The sequence below is a fragment of the Alcanivorax sp. NBRC 102024 genome, from assembly GCF_001602235.1.
Taxonomy (GTDB): domain Bacteria; phylum Pseudomonadota; class Gammaproteobacteria; order Pseudomonadales; family Alcanivoracaceae; genus Alcanivorax.
In genome coordinates this window covers 60,268-79,467 of sequence record NZ_BDAS01000004.1, presented here as the reverse complement: position 1 = coordinate 79,467, position 19,200 = coordinate 60,268, and the positions used below count along the sequence as shown (strand labels likewise).

The following is a 19,200-nucleotide window of genomic DNA, read 5'->3' as shown; positions in this document are numbered from 1 at the left end:
AGGAGCGAGTTACGAGAAGCAAAACCGGTTTTATGCCTTTCGCTCTCCGTAACTCGTACCTCGCCACTCCATTCCATAGTCATACACGTTTGATGCCAGCGAAAAAGCGGCTCTGATACCGATGAGTCCAACAACAACAGGCGTTTTCTCCGTGTCCTCTGTGGCCTCAGTGGTGAAACAGGGTTCGGCGAAATGGCCGGGTTCGTGGCAGTGACCCGCATCTCGGGCATAATGGGCGAAAACAACAGCAACGACGGGGATTCATGGTCAACCAAAGCCTTCGCTCACGCCTGATGTTCATGACCATTCTGCCCGCTCTGATGGCGGCACTGGTGGTCGGCGGTTATTCCCTGGTGAGCCGGCTGGTGGACGTGCGCGATACCAATGCCCAGCGCCAACAGCTGGTGACCGACAGCTTTGCCGCCCGCCTGGAGAGCACCCCCGCCTCCGATACCGCCCGCCAGCAACAGCTGCTTCGCCAGTTACTGGAAGCCAGGGACGTGCGCGCCGCCACGCTGGAATTCGAGGATGATCGCCCTGCCCTGCATGCCGGGCCAAGACTGCGGCCGGTGACCGCTATCAATCAGGACCATGCCGGCCAGCGACGGGTGACCGACACCAGTTGGCAACTGACCCGGGATATCAACCCGGGGGAACCGGCCAGACTGACCGTAGAGTTCACCCGCCAGGGACAATATGTGTCGACGCTGGAGGGGCTGATTACCCTGATTATGGTGATGGTGGCGCTGATGTTGCTGACCCTGGTGCCGGCACTGCGTTTTTCCCGGCAGCTGACCAGCCCGATCGGGGAAATGGTGGACGCGGTGCAGCGGATTCGCGATGGCGACCTGAGCATGGCCATTCACACCCAGGCAAAAGGCGAGCTGGCAGAGCTGGAAACGGCCCTGCGCCAGATGGTGTCGGCGCTGGCGGATGCCCAGACCGAGCTGCAACAGAACGTGGACCAGGCCACTCAGGATCTGCGCGAAACCCTGGAAACCATCGAGATCCAGAATATCGAGCTGGATATGGCCCGCAAGGAAGCACTCAAGGCCAGCCAGATCAAATCGGAATTTCTGGCCAACATGAGCCATGAAATCCGCACGCCGCTCAATGGCATTATCGGTTTCACCAAGTTGCTGGAGAAATCGGCCCTGAGCGCTCGGCAGCAGGACTATCTCGGCACAATCCACAAGAGTGCCGATTCACTGCTGGCGATCATCAATGACATTCTCGATTTCTCCAAGATCGAGGCGGGCAAGCTGTCCCTGGAGCACACCCCGTTGAACCTGCACGACCTGATTGAGGACGTGCAGACCCTGCTGGCACCCATGGCCCAGGAACGGGGCCTGGAGCAGGCGGCCATCATCTATTCGGATGTGCCGGTGAATCTGCTCGGGGATCCGCTGCGCATTCGCCAGGTACTGACCAATCTGCTCAGCAATGCCATCAAGTTCACCGAACAGGGCTCGGTGGTGGTGCGCGCCATGCTGGAGGAAGACCGTGGCGCGGAGGCCATCATCAAGCTGACGGTGACGGACACCGGTAACGGCCTGAGCCCGGAAGCCCAGAAGAATCTGTTCAGAGCCTTTACCCAGGCCGACCAGAGCGCCCGCCGCCAGGAAGGCGGCACCGGCCTGGGACTGGCCATCAGCAAACGTCTGGTGGAAGGCATGGGCGGCGAAATCGGTATCGACAGCAGCGAAGGCCAGGGCTCGACCTTCTGGTTCACGCTGCGTGCCGAGCGGGATCCCAAACAACGCCCTTCTGCCCATCTGGAACACTTCCGGGGCCGCACCGTGACCCTGGTGGAAACCGACGAGTATGGCCGCCTGGGCCTGTATCACATGCTCAGCCACTGGCAAATGCGTATCAACGAATACCATAGTCTGGATGCCTTGATGGCCGCGCTGGACCGGGGGGAGTTGATCAGCAGCGATTTCCTGATCGTCGGCCTGCCCGCCCACCCGGAAAAGCAGGCCATGCAGCCGGTGCTGGATAATCTGGCGGCTCTGGGCCAACCCCTGCTCGCCCTCAGCAACAACCCGGAAAGCGTCTGCCGCTGGCTTGAGCATTACCCCCATTGTCAGGTGCAAGGCAAGCCCGCCACACGTCAGCGCTTATTCAACGCCCTGATGGCCCTGAGCGGTGAATTGGAGGGCAAAGAACTGGATGCGAAGAGGGAAGATCCGCTGGCCTACCCGGTATCAGTGATGGTGGTGGACGACCACCCGGGTAACCTGAAACTGGCCCGGGTATTTCTGGAAGAGCTGGGCGCTACGGTTACCGCTTGCGACAGTGGTCAACAGGCACTGGATGCGTTCCGCGATCAGACATTCGATATGGTGTTCATGGATATCCAGATGCCCGGCATGGATGGCAAGACCACGGCCGCCAGAATGCGCGAACTGGAAGCCCCCGGCTGCCATACGCCGATTGTTGCCCTGACCGCCCATGCCCTGGAAAGTGAACGCCGGGATCTGCTCGACAGCGGCCTGGATGATTACCTGAGCAAACCGATTACCGAAGGGCAGCTTCGCCATACCCTGGAACAGTGGGTGATGGACCAACCTGGCGGCCCCCTTGCTGAGCCGGGAGAGGAAAGCGAGCCGGTCAGCGACAGGGTGTTCGATGCGGACCTGGCCCGCCGACGGGCCGGCGGCCGACAAGCGCTGGCCGATGAAATGCTGAAGATGCTGCTGGACAGTCTGGCGGAAGACCGGCCTGCCATTTCGTCCGCTTTTGACAGTGCGGATCAGGACGCCTTGCTGGAGCGTGTCCACAAACTCCACGGGGCGACCCGCTATTGCGGTACCCCCCGCCTGGAGCATGCTGCCAAGACTCTGGAAGAAGCCCTGAAAACCGGTACCGAACGGGAGGCATTGGCGTCGATGGTGTCCGCCCTGTGCGATGAGATCTGTGCGCTGGAACAGTTGTGGCAGGATCAGGGGGAGGAGGCTGCTAACTACTAGTTTCGAGTTGCGACGCGGGCTCGGCCGTGCAGGCTCGAGGTTCGTTGCCCGCGTTTGTAGGAGCGAGCGGCACTCGCAGCGCGATTGGGGCCACCAGTACCCCTCACCCGTTGGAGCCATGCTCGCATGGCGAATAGGGTTGGGGTGGCACGAACCCGGTATTACCTGGATGAACTGTCGAGCCCTGAGATTCCTGATCGCCCTGCGGTCGATTTCCGCGCAAGCGCGGTTCGCCATGTTGCAGATCCCCCATGGAGGCAAGCATGGTTATTCGCTTCGCTCACCCTTCGGGCCGCACGGAACTACGTGCGTTACTCCGCTGCGCTCCGTTCCTACAGCGGCTTCGTAGAAATGCCAAGGTCCGAAAAACTTTCCACCCTTTTCCTATTCAACGAGCGTAGCTCGTAGCTAGCTGCTAGCCGGCTGTCACCCCATCGATCAGCTCCCGCATGCTGCGGACCGCTTCATCCAGCCCTGAGATCACCGCGCGGGCAATGATGCTGTGGCCGATGTTCAGTTCGTTGATGCCGGGGATCGCCGCAATGGGCAAGGTGTTGTGATAGTGCAGGCCGTGGCCGGCGTTGACCACCAGGCCCTGCTCCAGGGCATAGGCCACGCCCTCGCGGATTTTTGCCAGTTCCCGCTGTTCGCTGGCCGGGTCCGTGGCATCGGCATAGTGGCCGGTGTGGATTTCGATGGTGGGCGCCCCGCATTCGCGAGCGGCACGGATCTGCGCCGGGTCCGCGTCGATAAACAGGGAGACATCGATACCCGCTTCGGCCAACCGCTGGCAGCACTGGGCGACCCATGCCTGGTTACCCACCACGTCGAGCCCGCCTTCTGTGGTCAGCTCTTCCCGTTTTTCCGGCACCAGACAGCAATGGGCCGGCCGGATGCGGCAGGCTATCCCAACCATTTCCTCGGTGGCCGCCATTTCCAGGTTCATGCGGGTTTGCAGCGTCTGTGCCAGTAGCTCCACATCCCGGTCATTGATGTGGCGACGGTCTTCGCGCAAATGCACGGTAATCCCATCCGCCCCGGCCTGCTCCGCCACCAGGGCGGCCTGAACCGGTTCCGGGTAACGGGTGCCCCGGGCCTGGCGGAGAGTGGCGATATGGTCGATGTTAACGCCGAGCAATACTCTGGACATGGTGCTTTGCCTTCATTTCGTCGGTTACCGTAGGAGCCATGCTCGCATGGCGGAAATTACAGTCGCGAGGAACGAGTCACGAGAAGCGAAAGGCATAAACCCTCTTTTGCCCTTCGCAACTCGCTCCTCGTAACTCGCTTCTGATCTTTACCCTGCAAGCATGGCTCCTACTACGGATTCATTTCTCCCGAAACAGCTCACGGCTTTTCAGGGGTTTGTCTCCCAGGTGCGGGGCCAGCAATGCCCGGCACAGGTGGAGAGCGGTTTTGCGGGCTGCCGGCTGCCAGTCGCCATTGACGATGGCCAGTAAATCATTGCCATGGTACCCCTCACCAGCGGGCAACAGCCCCTGCTGCGGGTCCAGCAGATAGTATCCGTCAGGACGCACAGCCTCGCCGTGAATATCGTACCCCAGGGCGATGCCGTAGCCCATTTCCTCCAGCAGGCCCAGCTCGAACTGACGCAGGGCCACATCCAGACACTGTCCCTCCATGAGCGCATTGAGGGCTTGCTCGTAAAGCGGCCAGAGTTCCGGATGAGGGTCGTCTCGATGCAGTAACCGGGTGAGCAGTTCGTTCAGGTAAAACCCGCAGTAAAGGGGCTTTCCCTGCAAGGCCAGGCGCTGCCCTCGGGGTTCACAACCGCGAAAACTGTATAGCTCGCCTGCGCTTTTCAGTTCAATCCACAGGGGGGTAAACGGTGCCAGCAACGGATCCTTGCGCCCGCCCCGCACCACTGCTCCTACGCGACCCAATGCGGGCACAAACAACTCCACGATCAGGCTGGTATTGCGGAAGGGCCGGCGGTGCAACAGCCAGGCGGGTTGCAGGGTGGGGTTCACTAGAACGGCTCCAAGCTAAAAGCTTCAAGCTGCAACGCGACAAAGGTCTGTGCTACACAGTGCAGGCCATAGCCGCGATTCACGCTGGGGATTCGCGATGCAAGCATCGCTTCCCACATGGGGAAAATATACTTATTTACTGTGACGAAGCGCAGTGGAGTAACACCCAAACGGCGCTCAGAAGATAAGCCTTGCAGCACGAAGCGGCGAACGCTGTCGGTTAGCACAGTGCCAACTTCGTGTTGCAGCTTGTAGCTTGAAGCTTGCTGCTTAATTCCGTTCGTCATAGCCAAGGGAACGCAGGGCCCGGGCATCATCGGACCAGCCGGCCTTGATCTTCACCCACAGGTTCAGCATTACCTTGCGCTCGATAAGACGCTCGATATCTTCCCGGGCCTGGGTGCCAATCTGCTTGATGCGATCACCGCCGTCACCAATAAGAATCTTTTTCTGGCCACGGCGCTCCACCAGGATGGCAGCGGAGATTTCGGTGATACGGGGGCCGTCTTCCCACATTTCCACTTCCACGCTGACCTGGTGGGGAAGCTCCTGGCCCAGCTGGCGCACCACTTTCTCACGAATGATTTCTGCCGCCATAAAACGCAGACTGCGGTCGGTGAGCTGATCTTCGTCGTACCAGAATTCGCCTTCCGGCAAACGCTCTACCAGCGCTTTTTCCAGCGCTTCCAGGTTCTGCTCCCGCAGCGCAGATACCGGCACGACCGCATCAAAGGGATAACGCTCGCTGAGAGTCTCGATATGTGGCAGCAGCTGGGCCTTGTCGTCCAGGCTGTCCACCTTGTTGATGATCAGCAGCACCGGCATCTCCGGGTGCTGTGGCAACAGTGACAGCACATGCTCGTCCGCCGGAGTCCACTTGAGGCCGTCCACCATCATGCAGACCACATCCACCCCGCTGAGCGTGGAAACCGCAGCGTCGTTCATGGCCCGGTTGAGAGCCCGGTCCTGGCCGGTATGGATACCGGGGGTGTCGGCAAAAATGATCTGGTAGTGATCCCGGGTATGAATACCGTGGATGCGGTGCCGGGTGGTTTGCGGCTTACGCGAAGTAATGCTGACCTTTTGCCCGATCAGGTGATTCATCAGGGTGGACTTGCCCACATTGGGCCGGCCAACGATGGACACCATGCCACAGCGGGTCGGTTTTACGTCAGTCATACTGCTGCTCCAGCCAGCTCAGGACATTGGCCGCCACCTGCTGTTCGGCCTTGCGACGGCTGGCTCCCTGAGCCTTGAAAGTTTGTTGCATCTGTTCCAGCTCACAGGTCACTTCAAAGGTCTGCTTGGGGGCAAGCCCTTCCACCTGGGTGACCTGATAGGTAGGCAATTCGAATTTGCGGGCCTGCAGCCATTCCTGCAAGCGGGTTTTGGCGTCTTTCTGGGCACTCTGCGGAGTAATGATGCGCAGCCGCTCATCGAACCAGTCCAGCACCACCTTGCGGCACGGCGATTCACCACCATCCAGCAGGATAGCCCCGATAATCGCTTCCAGGGCGTCTGCCAGAATGGAATCGCGACGAAATCCGCCGCTCTTCAGCTCCCCTCCGCCCAGCACCAGGTAGTCCCCCAGCCCCAGCTCTCGGGCCACCAGCGCCAGAGTCTGGCCGCGCACCAGCGACGCTCGCATCCGGGTGAGCTGCCCTTCCGCCGCGTCCGGAAAGCGCTCGAAAAGCGCGACGGAAATAATCTGCCCGAGCTGGGCATCGCCGAGGAATTCCAGGCGCTCGTAGTTGCGATGGCGACTGACACTGCGGTGAGTCAGTGCCAGCGCCAGTAGTTCAATATCATTGAACCGATAGCCCAACCGGGCCATCAAACGATCAAGATCATTATTCACTGGCGAACGTCTTTGCTGAACTCGTCCTGAAAGGTCATCACGATGCTGACGTTGTAGAACATGGGCTCGCGAACCTCATAATCAGTACTGATTTTGAGAATGCCGCCTTCCTTGCTGATCGCCAGGTCGTTGGCGGTGATCACGTTGACCTGGTTGATGGTAAAGCGCTTGTTCAGGGCATCCTGCACTTCACGGGGGGACATCAGCGCAGTCTTGCTGTCCTGCATCAACGACTTGATCGACGATGAAATCGTGTTGTGCTCCATGTACGCGGGCACCATTCGCAGGGCTGCCGTACCGAAGACCACGGCCACAAGCAGGATCACCGCCCAACCGATTAACGAAATTCCGCGTTGCTGTGATGGCATTGTCATCATTATTAATTCGCCTCCACCTTGTCTATGGCGCCATTACGGGAAAAACTGGGTATGGAGAAGATCGGCTCCCAATGCATCCAGATCAGGAACGCTTCGCCGACCACCAGCTCTTCCGGGACTATACCCCAGAATCGGCTGTCGTTACTGTTATCCCGGTTGTCGCCCATCACAAAGTAGGCGTCTTCCGGCACCTGCCATTCGCCCTGGGTGCGGCTTTGCGGCAGTTTGCGGCCGGTAAAGGGGTTGATCTTGCCTTCTTGCCAGATGAGGTGACGGCTGTCCCCCAGCTGTTCCACATACTCACGCCGCCAGGCCCCGGAGCCTTCCCACTCGCGCACCAACTCGCGCTGAATCGGCTCGCCGTTCACTGTGACCACATTGTCTTTCACCTGAACGGTATCGCCGGGCAACCCGACCACCCGCTTGATAAAGTTCTGGCTGCGGTTTTCCGGAAACTTGAACACCAGGACATCGCCCCGCTGGGGCTCACCGGTCTCGACAATTTTGGTATTGGTCACCGGCAACCGCAGGCCATAGGCGAATTTATTCACCAGGATGAAGTCGTGAACCTGCAGGGTGGGCAGCATGGAACCGGAGGGGATCGTAAACGGCTCGACGATAAAGGAGCGAATGACCAGTACCACAAAGAAAACGGAGATAAGGGAATTGGAGGTCTCCACGGCGCCTTCCACGCGCCCGCCCTTCTGCTTGAGCTTGAAGACCTTGTCGATAACCCAGATCGCAACGGTGACCAGCAGCGCAAGGGACAGCCAAAAACCGATATCAATATCCATCAATCATCCACCTTGAGTACTGCAAGGAACGCTTCCTGGGGGATTTCCACATTGCCCACCTGCTTCATGCGCTTCTTGCCTTCTTTCTGTTTCTGCAACAGTTTTTTCTTGCGTGATACGTCACCCCCATAACACTTGGCGGTCACATTCTTGCGCAATGCCTTGACGGTCTGACGGGCAATGATCTTGCTGCCGATGGCGGCCTGGATGGCCACATCGAACATCTGGCGCGGCACCAGTTCCTTCATCTTTTCGCACAGGGCGCGGCCCCGGTAGGCGGACTGGTCCAGATGACAAATCATGGCCAGGGCGTCCACCTTGTCACCATTGATCAGGACATCCACCCGCACCAGCTTGGTGGCTTCGAAGCGCTCGAAGGCATAATCCATGGAGGCAAAGCCCCGGCTCACGGACTTGATGCGATCGAAGAAATCCAGCACCACTTCCGCCATGGGAATGTCGTAGGTCAGCGCTACCTGCTTACCCAGGTACTGCATGTTGATCTGCGAGCCCCGGCGCTCCACACACAGGGTGATCACATTCCCCACAAACTCCTGGGGCACCAGGATATTCACCCGGGCGATGGGCTCGCGGAATTCCTCGATTTTGTTGCCTTCCGGCAGCTTTGAGGGGTTGTCCACGTACAGCACGCTTTCATCGGACAGGACAATTTCATAGACCACGGTGGGCGCGGTAGTGATCAGGTCCAGATCATACTCACGCTCCAGGCGCTCCTGGATGATTTCCATGTGCAGCATGCCCAGGAAGCCCACCCGGAAGCCGAAGCCCAGGGCATCGGAGGTTTCCGGCTCGTAGAACAACGAGGCGTCATTCAGGGTCAGCTTGGCCAGGGCATCGCGGAAATCTTCGTAATCATCCGCACTCACCGGGAACATGCCCGCATACACCTGCGGCTTCACTTTCTTGAAGCCCGGCAGTGCCGGCACATCCGGGGTCTTGGCCAGGGTCAGGGTATCGCCCACCGGCGCCCCATGAATGTCCTTGATGCTGCCACTCACCCAGCCCACTTCCCCGGCTTCCAGGTGCTTGGTCTCGGTGCGTTTCGGGGTGAAGATGCCCAGCTGGTCCACCACGTGGGTCTGGCCGGTGGATTTCACCAGAATCTTGTCGCCCTTCTTCAGGCGGCCATGCTTCATCCGTACCAGGGAAATCACGCCCAGGTAGTTATCGAACCAGGAGTCGATGATCAGTGCCTGCATATCGCCATCACGCTCCCCTTCCGGGGCCGGAATACGCTCCACCAGCTGTTCCAGCAGATCATCCACACCAACGCCGGTCTTGGCGGACACCCGGCAGGCATCATGGGCATCCAGGCCGATGATCTCTTCGATCTCGTTGATCACCATCTCCGGCTCGGCCTGGGGCAGATCGATCTTGTTCAAGACCGGCAGCACTTCCAGATCCTGTTCGATGGCGGTATAGCAGTTGGCCACGGACTGGGCTTCCACGCCCTGGGCCGCATCCACGACCAGCAGGGCCCCTTCACAGGCCGACAGGGAGCGGGAGACCTCGTAGGAGAAATCCACATGCCCCGGAGTATCAATGAAATTCAGCTGGTAGGTTTCCCCATCCCGGGCCTTGTAGTAGAGCGTCACGCTCTGGGCCTTGATGGTGATCCCCCGCTCCCGTTCCAGCTCCATGGAGTCCAGCACCTGCTCCTTCAGCTCGCGCTGGGTCAGGCCACCGCAGACCTGGATAAAACGGTCCGCCAGGGTGGATTTGCCATGGTCGATATGGGCGATGATGGAAAAGTTACGAATATTCTTGATGTCAGTCATAGGGCCTGTTGCACAAAAGGGTGTTGCCGGGAAAACGGCACGCAGTGGGGCGCGATTCTAGCCTGAACGGGAGGGGGTTGCACGGGCGTTGGTCCAGACGGGTGGCAGAGACAAGTTCCAGGCGCCCCGGGATGCTGTCAGGCTTGAGTTGCGAGGCGCGAGTCACGAGAAGCGAAAGGCACACGGCCGGTTCTGCTGTTCGTTACTCGCTCCTCGTGACTCGCGACGGATTCAGCGCCAGCAAGCCCCCCGCTCCATCCCAAACCGCCCCTCAGGGCAGCTTGATGGGCAGGAAGCGGGGGTTGCCGTCCCGGTTGATCAGGGCGGCAACTGTGCCGCTCTCGGGCAGCCCCGCCACCACCTCACTGAAGGACTCCGGGTCATTCACGGGCTTGTTGTTCAGGGTGACCAGAATGTCGCCGCTGGCAATACCGGCCTTCGCTGCCGGGCCATCACCCACTTCGGTGACGATCACCCCGGCTTTCAGATCCAGGCGGCTCAGTTCCGTGGCACTGGCAGCGCGGACTTTCAGCCCCAGGGCATTGGCGCCGTCCGGTGCGGCCTGGCCACCACCACCACGCAGGGCCATCTCCGGGTCGTCTGGCAACAGGCCGATGGTCACCTCCAGTTCCTTTTCCTTGCCATCACGAATCACCACCATGGACGCTTCCGTTTCCGGGGTAACCCGGCCCACCCAGCGGGGCAATTCGGAGGACCGATAGATCGCTTCGCCATTGAACGAGACGATGATATCGCCGGCCTGTACACCGGCCGCCTCGGCGGGAGAGCCCTCCAGCACCTGGGAGACCAGCGCCCCTTTCGGCTGATCCAGCCCGAAGGACTCGGCCAGGTCCCGATCCACTTCCTGAATCAGCACACCCAGCCAGCCGCGGCTGACCTTGCCGTGCTCCTTGATCTGGCTGACCACGTCCATGGCCATATCGATGGGAATGGCAAAGCTCACGCCCATGTAGCCACCGGAACGGCTGAAGATCTGGGAATTGATGCCCACCACTTCCCCGCTCAGGTTGAACAGCGGGCCACCGCTGTTGCCCGGGTTGATGGCCACATCTGTCTGGATAAAGGGCACATAGCTGTCGTTGGGAAGGCTGCGGCCCTTGGCACTGACAATTCCGGCGGTGACGCTACTGTCGAAACCGAAAGGTGCCCCGATGGCCAGCACCCATTCACCCACCTTGAGATCCTCGGAGGAGCCGATGTTGGCCACCGGCAGATCTTCGCCATCCAGTTTCAGAAGAGCCAGGTCACTCTGCTCGTCGGCGCCGATCAGTTCCGCTTTCAGTTCGCGACGGTCCTGCAGGCGCACAATGATTTCGTCCGCCTCGGCCACCACATGATTGTTGGTCAATACATAGCCATCCGCGGAGATGATGAACCCGGAACCCAGCGAACGGGCCTCCCGTTCCTGCGGCATTGAGGGCACGCCGTCTTCACCGCCAAACTGCTCAAAAAAACGGCGAAAGAATTCCGGCAGCTGCTCCAGCTGGTCACGGACCGAGTCTTCATCCTGGCGGGTGATGGTGCTGATGTTCACCACCGCCGGGCCCTCTTTTTCCACCAGGCGGGTAAAATCCGGCAGTCCGGTCACCAGGGGTTCAGCCCGCTCCCGGGGCGCTTGGCTCTCCGGCTCGGTGCAGGCCACCAGCAGACCGGTGAAAATCACCAGACACAGTGTTGCCACTCGCTGAAATCCGCTCATTGGGCTCTCCTTTTATTTTGCAGGCTGTACGACCACCGCCTGGCAACCGTCGTCCCCGGATGCCACCAGATACGGCTGATAGGCCCGATTATGACTGGCCCGTCGACTCAGTACACGGTTGATCACAAAACCCAGCACCAGACCGCCCATGCCAAACAGGGCCGAGGCGTCAAAGGCCGTCACTGGCAGCAGGGTCCCCAGCACGGCTCCGGCCACCAACAGTGCCAGAGGCAGGCCGTAGACCCACAAGGCGCCACGCATGAGGGCCCCTTCCGGCAGTGCCAGTTGCACGGTATCGCCAACCTGGTGACTCTCACGAGAAGAAACAGGAACGCGCAGATGGGCACGCTGCCCACTCTGCTGTTGATTCACAAGATGGTGGCCGCATCCGGCCTTGGCCTTGCAAGCACCGCAGGTGGAGGCACGCACGGTCTCCACCCAGATAGCGTCAGCTTCCACCGCCACTACTGTGCCGTGCTCAAGCAGCATTACGGCTGATTTTCCCTGACGCTGATGCCCTCGATGACGCGCAGCGCCGTACTCTGCGGCACTTCTCCCACCAGAGTCACCAGATAGACACCGCTGGGGGCGGCCAGCCGGCGGCTGACGGCCACCGTGGGCCCGACCCGGCTGACGCCTTCTTCCACGCTGTTCTCGCCAATGGCTTCCACGAACACCGTGAAGGCGGCCAGACCATCGCTGAAGCCCCGGGCAGCCACCGGCGCACGGTCTGTGGTCGCCTGTCGCCAGTCCTGCTCCATGGCACGGAAACCGGCGGGCAACCACTCCGGGGTCACCGTCAATGTGAGGGAGGGATGGGAATCCGGCACCGGCGCCAGGGCTTTTTCATGGCGGGCTTCCGGGACTGCGAAGTGGTCCAGGCCCAGCTGCGGCGACAGGTTGAGGGTGACAAACTCCACCCGCTCCAGAGCCACACCGCTGCCATCCACCACTTCGGATTTCAGCAGCAGTCGGGATTCCTGATCCAGCCACAGGCGATAACCATAACGGTGGGTATCCAGGGGAGCCACACGCATACGCGTTGTCGTGCGCCCGGCTACCCGGCCATCGCCATCAATGAGGATGTTGTATTGTTCCGGCAAATCACTGGCCAGGCGGTCGCCCAGAGCCAGTGGGCCCATCTGTTTGCTGCTCAGACGGGTAAGACTGCGGTCCGGGTGCAGACAGAGCACCTCGTCACCACGTCGGATTACCTCCACCAGGCGACCATCCAGATGGGTCAGACGCTGGTACTGGCGGCCTTCGATCAGCGCGTGGCTGACTTCCATGGTGCTGATTTCCGCACCGAACTGATAGAGGAAACGGCCGGTATAATTGAGGGAGCGATTGGCCTCGGCCATGGCCTGGAGCTGGTCGTGCGCCGGCGATGCTTCCGCCAGCGCAACCAGAGGCGAACAAAGAGACAGGGAAAGGGCGAGTGCGCGCAGCATCATCCGTTAGCGGGCTCCACTGCGGGCATCCATACTCACCAGACGGGCAAAAGGCATCATCCCCTGACCGCTGTTGCGGGCAGCAAACTCGCTGTGCCGCAGGAGCATGTCGTTACCGCGGGGCTGAACCTGGGCCGCCGGCGTGACCACCGCATTGTTGGCGGTGAAAGACCGGGATACCAGCGACGCCTCGGCAAACGGGCGGCTCATGCGGCTGTCCTGGGCCGACGCCATCACCGGCGCAGCACCGGAAGACTGGGTCGCATCCCAGCTCTGCCAGCCCACCACCGTGGCAGCAGCCACAGAGGCGGCAACAGCCAGCCGGCTCACACTGCCCAACCAGGCCGGACGACGGGACGGCGCCTGTTCAGCCGCCAGCGCCGCAGACAGGCTGGCATTGAAGCCCTCCGGCACACTCATGGTGGACTGCTTATGCATCACATCCCGGGCCAGCTGCCAGCGGGACAATGCATCCAGATCCGCATTGTCGATATCACGCATGACCCGACGGGTTTCCAGCTCGCTGGTTTCCCCGTCAAGGAAAGCGGACAGTGTTTCCAGGTCCCTGTTCATACACTCACCCTTTGTCGCCACGCTGGGAGCCCAGCAGTGGGCGCACAGCATTATCAATTGCTTCCCGAGCCCGGAAGATACGGGAGCGAACCGTACCCACCGGACACTCCATTACCGCCGCAATGTCCTCATAGCTGAGGCCCTCGAATTCCCGCAGGGTAACGGCAGTTTTCAGTTCATGGGGCAGCTCATCAATGGCTTCATGGATAACTGCCTCTAACTCCTGTGACAACACGAGGGACTCCGGGGTTCCAATCTCGTGCAGCATTTCTGCTCCGGCATATTGCTCGGCCTCGGCCGCATCCAGGTCGGAACCCGGCGGACGCCGACCAGCGGCCACCAAATGGTTCTTGGCGGTATTCACGGCAATACGATAAAGCCAGGTGTAAAAGGCACTGTCACCCCGGAAACGGGGCAACGCACGCCAGGCTTTGAGAAAGGCTTCCTGGGCCACGTCCTGCACTTCATCCGAGTCACGCACGTAACGGCTGATCAGGGCGAAAATACGCTGCTGATATTTGCGTACCAGCACTTCAAAGGCACGCTGATCGCCGGTTTTGGCTTTCTTGACCAACTCTTCGTCTGACACCGATCCCCCGGATCTTTCGCGAAACGCGGATACATGGCTGTGGTCGCATCGGAACCCGGGTTGCCGAGGTGAATGGGCAAATCGGGTCTATGACCAATTAAAGCGTGCCATTGTAGCAGGTGTGAGGGTCCCGGCTATACTATGGGGCTGTTTTGCCTACCCATTTCACATTGCTTGAACATTTGTTCGGGCGTTCTAAGGATTGTTCATGGCCACCTTCCGACACGATGTACTCATCATTGGTTCCGGAGCGGCAGGATTAACCACCGCCCTGCGCCTGCCCGATGATTGCCGGATCGCCCTGTTGTCCAAAGGCGAGCTGACCAGCGCCAGCACCTATTACGCCCAGGGGGGCGTCGCCGCGGTGCTGGACCAGGAAGATTCCCTGGAAAGTCACGTGGCCGATACGCACGTGGCCGGGGGTGGCCTGTGCCATGATGACGCGGTCCGTTACACGGTGGAAAACGGCCCGGATGCGATCCGCTGGCTGATTGATCTGGGGGTGGATTTCACCCGACTGACCGGCGATAACGACAGCGCCCTGCCCTACCACCTGACCCGTGAGGGCGGGCACAGCCACCGCCGCATCATTCATGCCGCCGACGCCACCGGCAAGGCTATCTCCGGCACCCTGATCGGCCAGGTGCGTAAAAAAGACAACGTGACCCGCTTCGAATATCGGGTGGCCGTGGACCTGATCCTGCAGGAGCACCACGGCGAAAAGCGCTGCTGCGGCGCCTATGTGCACAATATCGAGACCGGCGAAACCGACGTCATTCTGGCCAAAGCCGTGGTGCTGGCCACCGGCGGCGCCTCCAAGGTCTACCTGTATACGTCCAATCCGGATGTGGCCACCGGCGACGGCATCGCCATGGCCTGGCGGGCCGGCTGCCGGGTGGCCAACATGGAATTCATGCAGTTCCACCCCACCTGCCTGTACCACCCCAAGGCCAAAAGTTTTCTGGTCACCGAGGCCATTCGCGGCGAAGGTGGGCACCTGCTGTTGCCCAGCGGTGAGCGCTTCATGCATCGCTTTGATGAACGCGGAGAACTGGCCCCCCGGGACGTGGTAGCCCGCGCCATCGACCATGAAATGAAGCGCCTCGGGGCGGACTGTCTGTATCTGGATATCAGCCACAAGCCGGCGGATTTCATTATTGAGCACTTCCCCACCGTCTATGCCAAGTGTCTGCAACTGGGCCTGGATATCACCCGTGATCCCATGCCGGTGGTGCCCGCCGCCCACTACACCTGCGGCGGCGTGATGATCAACGAAAACGGCCAGACCGATGTGCCCGGTCTTTACGCCATCGGCGAAACCAGCTTCACCGGCCTGCACGGCGCCAACCGCATGGCCAGCAACTCCCTGCTGGAGTGTCTGGTCTATGGCAAGGCCTCAGCCGAACACATCGGCGCCACCCTGGCCGACGTGCCGGAACCCCGCGAGCACAAGGAATGGGATGAATCCCAGGTCACCGATTCCGACGAGGACGTGGTGATCAGCCATAACTGGGATGAACTGCGCCGCTTCATGTGGGATTACGTGGGTATCGTGCGCACGGAAAAACGCCTGGAGCGGGCCCTGCACCGGGCCGAGCTGCTGAGAAACGAAATCGCCGAGTACTACAGCAACTATCACATCAGCAACGACCTGCTGGAGCTGCGCAACCTGGTGGTGATCGCCGAACTCATCATCCGCTCCGCCATGCAACGCAAGGAAAGCCGGGGGCTGCATTTCATGCGCGATTATCCCGGCACGAATGACGAGGTGGTGGATACGGTGCTGACACCGGACACAATGAATAATTAATAGTTAATAATTAATAACGTCGCGAACCGGCCCTTTCTGTTCTGAAAGGCAAGAGGCCGCGCCCAGAGGCTGGGCGCGGCCTCTATGCGTTGAGGTCGACATATGTTGCTCGCGCCACTGTTAACTATTCACTGTTCACTATTAACTGCTTTTCCTGTTGGTCCACAGCCACTGATAAAACGGCTGCAGCCGCGCCCGGGGGGCCTGGTCGTCGAACAGGTGCAACCAGCCTTTCGGGGTCTGGATGGCCATCCAGGGGCCGACGCGCAATACCCGGCGAGGTTGTTCCAGTTCCTGCCAGTGACGGCCGATGAGGGTGAGACCCTGTTCGTGGAGTTCCATCTGGGACAGCTGCGGCGGCTGCCAGCCTCGCACAAGCAGCGGTAACGCCAGCAATAGCAGCACCAGCGCCCACCAGGGCATTTGCGTCAGCAGGATTGCCGGCACCACCCCCATCACCGCCAGCCACTTCAGCCGGGCGGGATAGCGGGAGGGGGTCAGCTCAAGCTTTTTTCGCGGAGACCAGGGCAAGGACATGGCGTACATACTCGCGCAGCGCCGGGTCTTGCGGCTCACTGCGATAGGTAAACCACTCGAACATGTCGGCATCTTCGCAGGCGAGCAGCTTGGCGAACCAGTCCTGATGCTCCGCCGAGTCGTTATCGAAATGATCATCCAGGTAACCGTACAGCACCACCTCCACTTCCGAGGCGCCGCGGCGGCACTGCCAACGATACTTGCGTTTCAGGTCTTCACTCATGCATTACTTGCCGTATCTTCCAGACTGAGCCTGCATTATCTATCATGTCCGATGATTTCTCATTCCCGATGTGGTGAAGTGCGAGCCTCATTTCGAATGGTGTGCTGTTAACGGGTTGTTGGGGCTTTGCTGGCAAGGCTCCTACGATCTTCAACATTGCGACTATATGCACCATTATTCGCCCCTTCGCGACAGTCCGTTTCACAGGAGCCCCATGAGCTGGTCCGATTTTATCGCCACCCAAGACCTGGCCGACAGCGCCCAAGCCCCCTATCTGAGCCATTGCGACCACCTTGCCGTCATACGCGCCCACGGCGAGGAAGCGGGCCACTATTTGCAGGGCCAGGTGTCCTGCGACCTGCGTGAAGTGGACCAACAGTGCCATCGCACCGGCATGCACCTGACTCTGAAAGGACGCGGCCTGGTCAGCGTACGCATTGTCCGTGACGGCGACGACTATCTGCTGCTCTGTCCTGCCGGCCTGAGCGAGGCGGTAATCAAGGCACTGATGAAATACCGGCTTCGCGCCAAGGTGGAATTCACCGTGGACCCGAATCTCGTGGTGTTGGGTCTGGCCGGTCATCTCCCCGCCTCGGCCCCTGATCACGGCAACAGCGCCGAGACCGATCAGGGCCTGTGGCTGCGTTACCCCTTCACCGACCACGCCCTGCTGATCGTGCCGCAGGACAGGGCCGAGCCGGTCTGGCAGACCCTGGCCAGCGACCGGGCGCTAACCCGCGCCAATGGCTGGCAGCTGGCCGACATCGACGCCGGTGAGGGCATGGTTTACCCGGGCGCGGAAGATCTGTTTCTGCCCCAGATGCTCAATTACGACGTCACCGCCGGGGTGAACTTCAAGAAGGGCTGCTACACCGGCCAGGAAGTCGTCGCCCGCATGCACTTCAAGGGCAAGCTCAAACAGCGTATGCAGCGGATCGACTACACCGCGGACGTGGACCTGTTACCGGGCGAAACCCTGCGCGACAGCAACGGCAGAGCCGCCGGCGAAGTGGTCAGCGCTGCCCGCACCCCACAGGGCCGTGCTGCGTTGGTGGTTCTGCGTCGGGATACGGATGGCGTGCTGTTCCGGGATGAACAGGCCCTGGACAGCCAGTTGGGAGCACTGCCCTACTCATTGCCGTGGAAAGAGTGAAACTTCAATTAATAGTTAATAATGAATAATTAATAGCTGGCGCGGGCCGGGTTTTCTATGACTGTAAACGCAAGAGGCCGCGTCCAGAATCTGGGCGCGGCCTCTTGCGCTTGGGAACTACAAAAACTGTTCGCGGCGTTATTAATTATTCATTATTAACTATTAATTGCTTCTAACGGGTGCTTCGGCGCCGGGCACCGGAAGAAGCCCTCAATATACGACCGGGGTACATCGTTGACGCTGCGGTGGCGGAAGGCCGGTTTGCCGTCCTTGTCGATCAACAGGGCGCGCACCCCTTCGCGGAAGTCGCCGTGCAGGGAACACTGCACTGCCAGACACCATTCCATGCGGAAAATATCGGCCAGGGACAGATAGGTGGACCGGGCCAGCTGCTCCCAGACCAGGTGTGCGGTTTGCGGGCAGCCCCGCTCCAGGTTACCCAGCGCCTTGTCCAGCCAGCTGTCGCGATCCTTCGCGGCGAGCAACTGCTCCACCACCACTGGCAAGGTCTCGCCATCGCACAGGCGATTGATCTGCGGCAGGTGATCAATCAGTGGATGATTCAGCTCACTCATGTCAGCGGCCTGCTGCTTGAACAGACGATACAGCACGGCCCGGTTGTCGGTGACATCATCGGCAAACGCCTGCTCTGCCAACGCCGCCAGCAGGGACTCTGCATCGCCATCCACCATGCGGTCGGCCATGCCGATTTCCACCGCTTCACGACCGTTGATGTGCACGCCGGTCAAGCCCAGGAACAACCCGGCCCGGCCCGGCAGCCGGTTCAGGAACCAGCTGCCGCCCACATCCGGGAACAGACCGATGGTGATTTCCGGCATGGCCATGCGCGAGCGCGATGTCACCAGGCGGAAATCCGCGCCCTGCAGCAGCCCCATGCCGCCCCCCATGACGATGCCATCACCGAACACCACCACCGGAATCCGGCTGGTGTGGATGCGGTAATCCAGGGCGTATTCCTCGGCGAAATACTGCTCGGTAAAGGGGTTTCTGCCTTCCCCGGCATGTTTCACCATGGACTTGTGCATCTGGACGATGTCTCCGCCGGCACAGAAGGCCTTGCCCCCAGCCCCATCCAGCCAGATCGCTACCACATCATCACGCTGCTCCCACTGATCCATCTGCTGGCTCAGGGCCTGGATCATTTCCAGGCTCAGGGCATTGAGCGCCTTGGGGGCATTCAGGGTAGCGCGGGCGATCACTCGGCCGCAGCGGGTTTCGATTTCGGAAAACAACACGCAGTCAGACACGAAAACTCCATAAAGCAGTGAATAGTTAATAGTGAACAGTTAACAGCGCGCGGGCTAGCGTCGCTGATGTTCACAGCCAAGAGGC

At 60.4% G+C, this 19,200-nt stretch carries 19 protein-coding genes; 3 read left to right on the top strand and 16 right to left on the bottom strand.

Features of this window, described 5'->3' with window-relative positions:
• Positions 1–263: 263 nt before the first annotated feature.
• Positions 264–2,972: an ATP-binding protein gene (locus A0251_RS08360; RefSeq protein WP_062816407.1), complete on the top strand. Its 2,709-nt coding sequence runs from the start codon at positions 264–266 to the stop codon at positions 2,970–2,972.
• 415 nt (positions 2,973–3,387) lie between these two features.
• Here A0251_RS08360 and pdxJ read toward each other — a convergent pair whose 3' ends face one another.
• The 13 genes from pdxJ to rpoE all read right to left on the bottom strand — a co-directional run bounded on the left by pdxJ (position 3,388) and on the right by rpoE (position 14,124).
• Positions 3,388–4,122: a pyridoxine 5'-phosphate synthase gene (gene pdxJ, locus A0251_RS08355; RefSeq protein WP_062816406.1), complete on the bottom strand. Its 735-nt coding sequence runs from the start codon at positions 4,120–4,122 to the stop codon at positions 3,388–3,390.
• Positions 4,123–4,300: 178 nt separating this feature from the next.
• Positions 4,301–4,963, bottom strand: a complete 663-nt coding sequence (gene recO / locus A0251_RS08350; protein WP_062816405.1) for a DNA repair protein RecO — start codon at positions 4,961–4,963, stop codon at positions 4,301–4,303.
• Positions 4,963–5,250 (bottom strand): hypothetical protein, encoded by a 288-nt coding sequence (locus A0251_RS08345; protein ID WP_062816404.1) that lies wholly within the window; start codon positions 5,248–5,250, stop codon positions 4,963–4,965. The genes recO and A0251_RS08345 overlap by 1 nt, the downstream gene beginning before the upstream one ends.
• A complete protein-coding gene (era, locus tag A0251_RS08340) occupies positions 5,234–6,142 on the bottom strand; it encodes a GTPase Era (protein ID WP_062816403.1) in 909 nt (302 codons plus the stop codon). The genes A0251_RS08345 and era overlap by 17 nt, the downstream gene beginning before the upstream one ends.
• Positions 6,135–6,821 carry a ribonuclease III gene (gene rnc / locus A0251_RS08335; protein WP_063508150.1) on the bottom strand — a complete coding sequence of 229 codons (687 nt, stop codon included), beginning with the start codon at positions 6,819–6,821 and terminating at the stop codon, positions 6,135–6,137. Before rnc ends, era begins: the two co-directional genes overlap by 8 nt.
• Complete coding sequence (locus A0251_RS08330; protein ID WP_231874197.1) at positions 6,818–7,198, bottom strand: DUF4845 domain-containing protein; 381 nt, start codon at positions 7,196–7,198, stop codon at positions 6,818–6,820. Before A0251_RS08330 ends, rnc begins: the two co-directional genes overlap by 4 nt.
• A gap of 2 nt (positions 7,199–7,200) precedes the next feature.
• Complete coding sequence (gene lepB, locus A0251_RS08325) at positions 7,201–7,992, bottom strand: signal peptidase I (protein ID WP_062816401.1); 792 nt, start codon at positions 7,990–7,992, stop codon at positions 7,201–7,203.
• Positions 7,992–9,791, bottom strand: coding sequence for a translation elongation factor 4 (lepA, locus tag A0251_RS08320; protein WP_062816400.1), 1,800 nt, complete (start codon positions 9,789–9,791; stop codon positions 7,992–7,994). Before lepA ends, lepB begins: the two co-directional genes overlap by 1 nt.
• 271 nt (positions 9,792–10,062) lie before the next feature.
• A complete protein-coding gene (locus A0251_RS08315) occupies positions 10,063–11,511 on the bottom strand; it encodes a DegQ family serine endoprotease (RefSeq protein ID WP_062816399.1) in 1,449 nt (482 codons plus the stop codon).
• A 12-nt stretch (positions 11,512–11,523) separates the two neighbouring features.
• A complete protein-coding gene (locus A0251_RS08310; protein ID WP_062816398.1) occupies positions 11,524–12,000 on the bottom strand; it encodes a SoxR reducing system RseC family protein in 477 nt (158 codons plus the stop codon).
• On the bottom strand, positions 12,000–12,965 hold the full coding sequence (locus tag A0251_RS08305) for a MucB/RseB C-terminal domain-containing protein (protein ID WP_082810802.1): 966 nt from the start codon (positions 12,963–12,965) through the stop codon (positions 12,000–12,002). Before A0251_RS08305 ends, A0251_RS08310 begins: the two co-directional genes overlap by 1 nt.
• A gap of 3 nt (positions 12,966–12,968) precedes the next feature.
• Complete coding sequence (locus A0251_RS08300) at positions 12,969–13,535, bottom strand: sigma-E factor negative regulatory protein (protein ID WP_062816397.1); 567 nt, start codon at positions 13,533–13,535, stop codon at positions 12,969–12,971.
• A 4-nt stretch (positions 13,536–13,539) separates the two neighbouring features.
• Positions 13,540–14,124 (bottom strand): RNA polymerase sigma factor RpoE, encoded by a 585-nt coding sequence (gene rpoE, locus A0251_RS08295; protein ID WP_062816396.1) that lies wholly within the window; start codon positions 14,122–14,124, stop codon positions 13,540–13,542.
• A 208-nt stretch (positions 14,125–14,332) separates the two neighbouring features.
• Between rpoE and nadB the strand changes: the two genes are divergently transcribed.
• Positions 14,333–15,934 carry an L-aspartate oxidase gene (gene nadB, locus A0251_RS08290; protein WP_062816395.1) on the top strand — a complete coding sequence of 534 codons (1,602 nt, stop codon included), beginning with the start codon at positions 14,333–14,335 and terminating at the stop codon, positions 15,932–15,934.
• A gap of 141 nt (positions 15,935–16,075) precedes the next feature.
• On the opposite strand, the gene A0251_RS08285 is transcribed toward nadB, so the two are convergent.
• Positions 16,076–16,471 carry a hypothetical protein gene (locus tag A0251_RS08285; RefSeq protein WP_231874196.1) on the bottom strand — a complete coding sequence of 132 codons (396 nt, stop codon included), beginning with the start codon at positions 16,469–16,471 and terminating at the stop codon, positions 16,076–16,078.
• Positions 16,437–16,694 (bottom strand): succinate dehydrogenase assembly factor 2, encoded by a 258-nt coding sequence (locus A0251_RS08280; protein ID WP_062816394.1) that lies wholly within the window; start codon positions 16,692–16,694, stop codon positions 16,437–16,439. Before A0251_RS08280 ends, A0251_RS08285 begins: the two co-directional genes overlap by 35 nt.
• A 214-nt stretch (positions 16,695–16,908) precedes the next feature.
• On the opposite strand from A0251_RS08280, the gene A0251_RS08270 reads away from it, so the two are divergent.
• On the top strand, positions 16,909–17,847 hold the full coding sequence (locus A0251_RS08270) for a folate-binding protein YgfZ (RefSeq protein WP_062816392.1): 939 nt from the start codon (positions 16,909–16,911) through the stop codon (positions 17,845–17,847).
• Positions 17,848–18,002: 155 nt separating this feature from the next.
• On the opposite strand, the gene A0251_RS08265 is transcribed toward A0251_RS08270, so the two are convergent.
• Positions 18,003–19,115, bottom strand: a complete 1,113-nt coding sequence (locus tag A0251_RS08265; RefSeq protein WP_231874195.1) for an enoyl-CoA hydratase/isomerase family protein — start codon at positions 19,113–19,115, stop codon at positions 18,003–18,005.
• Positions 19,116–19,200 lie beyond the last annotated feature (85 nt).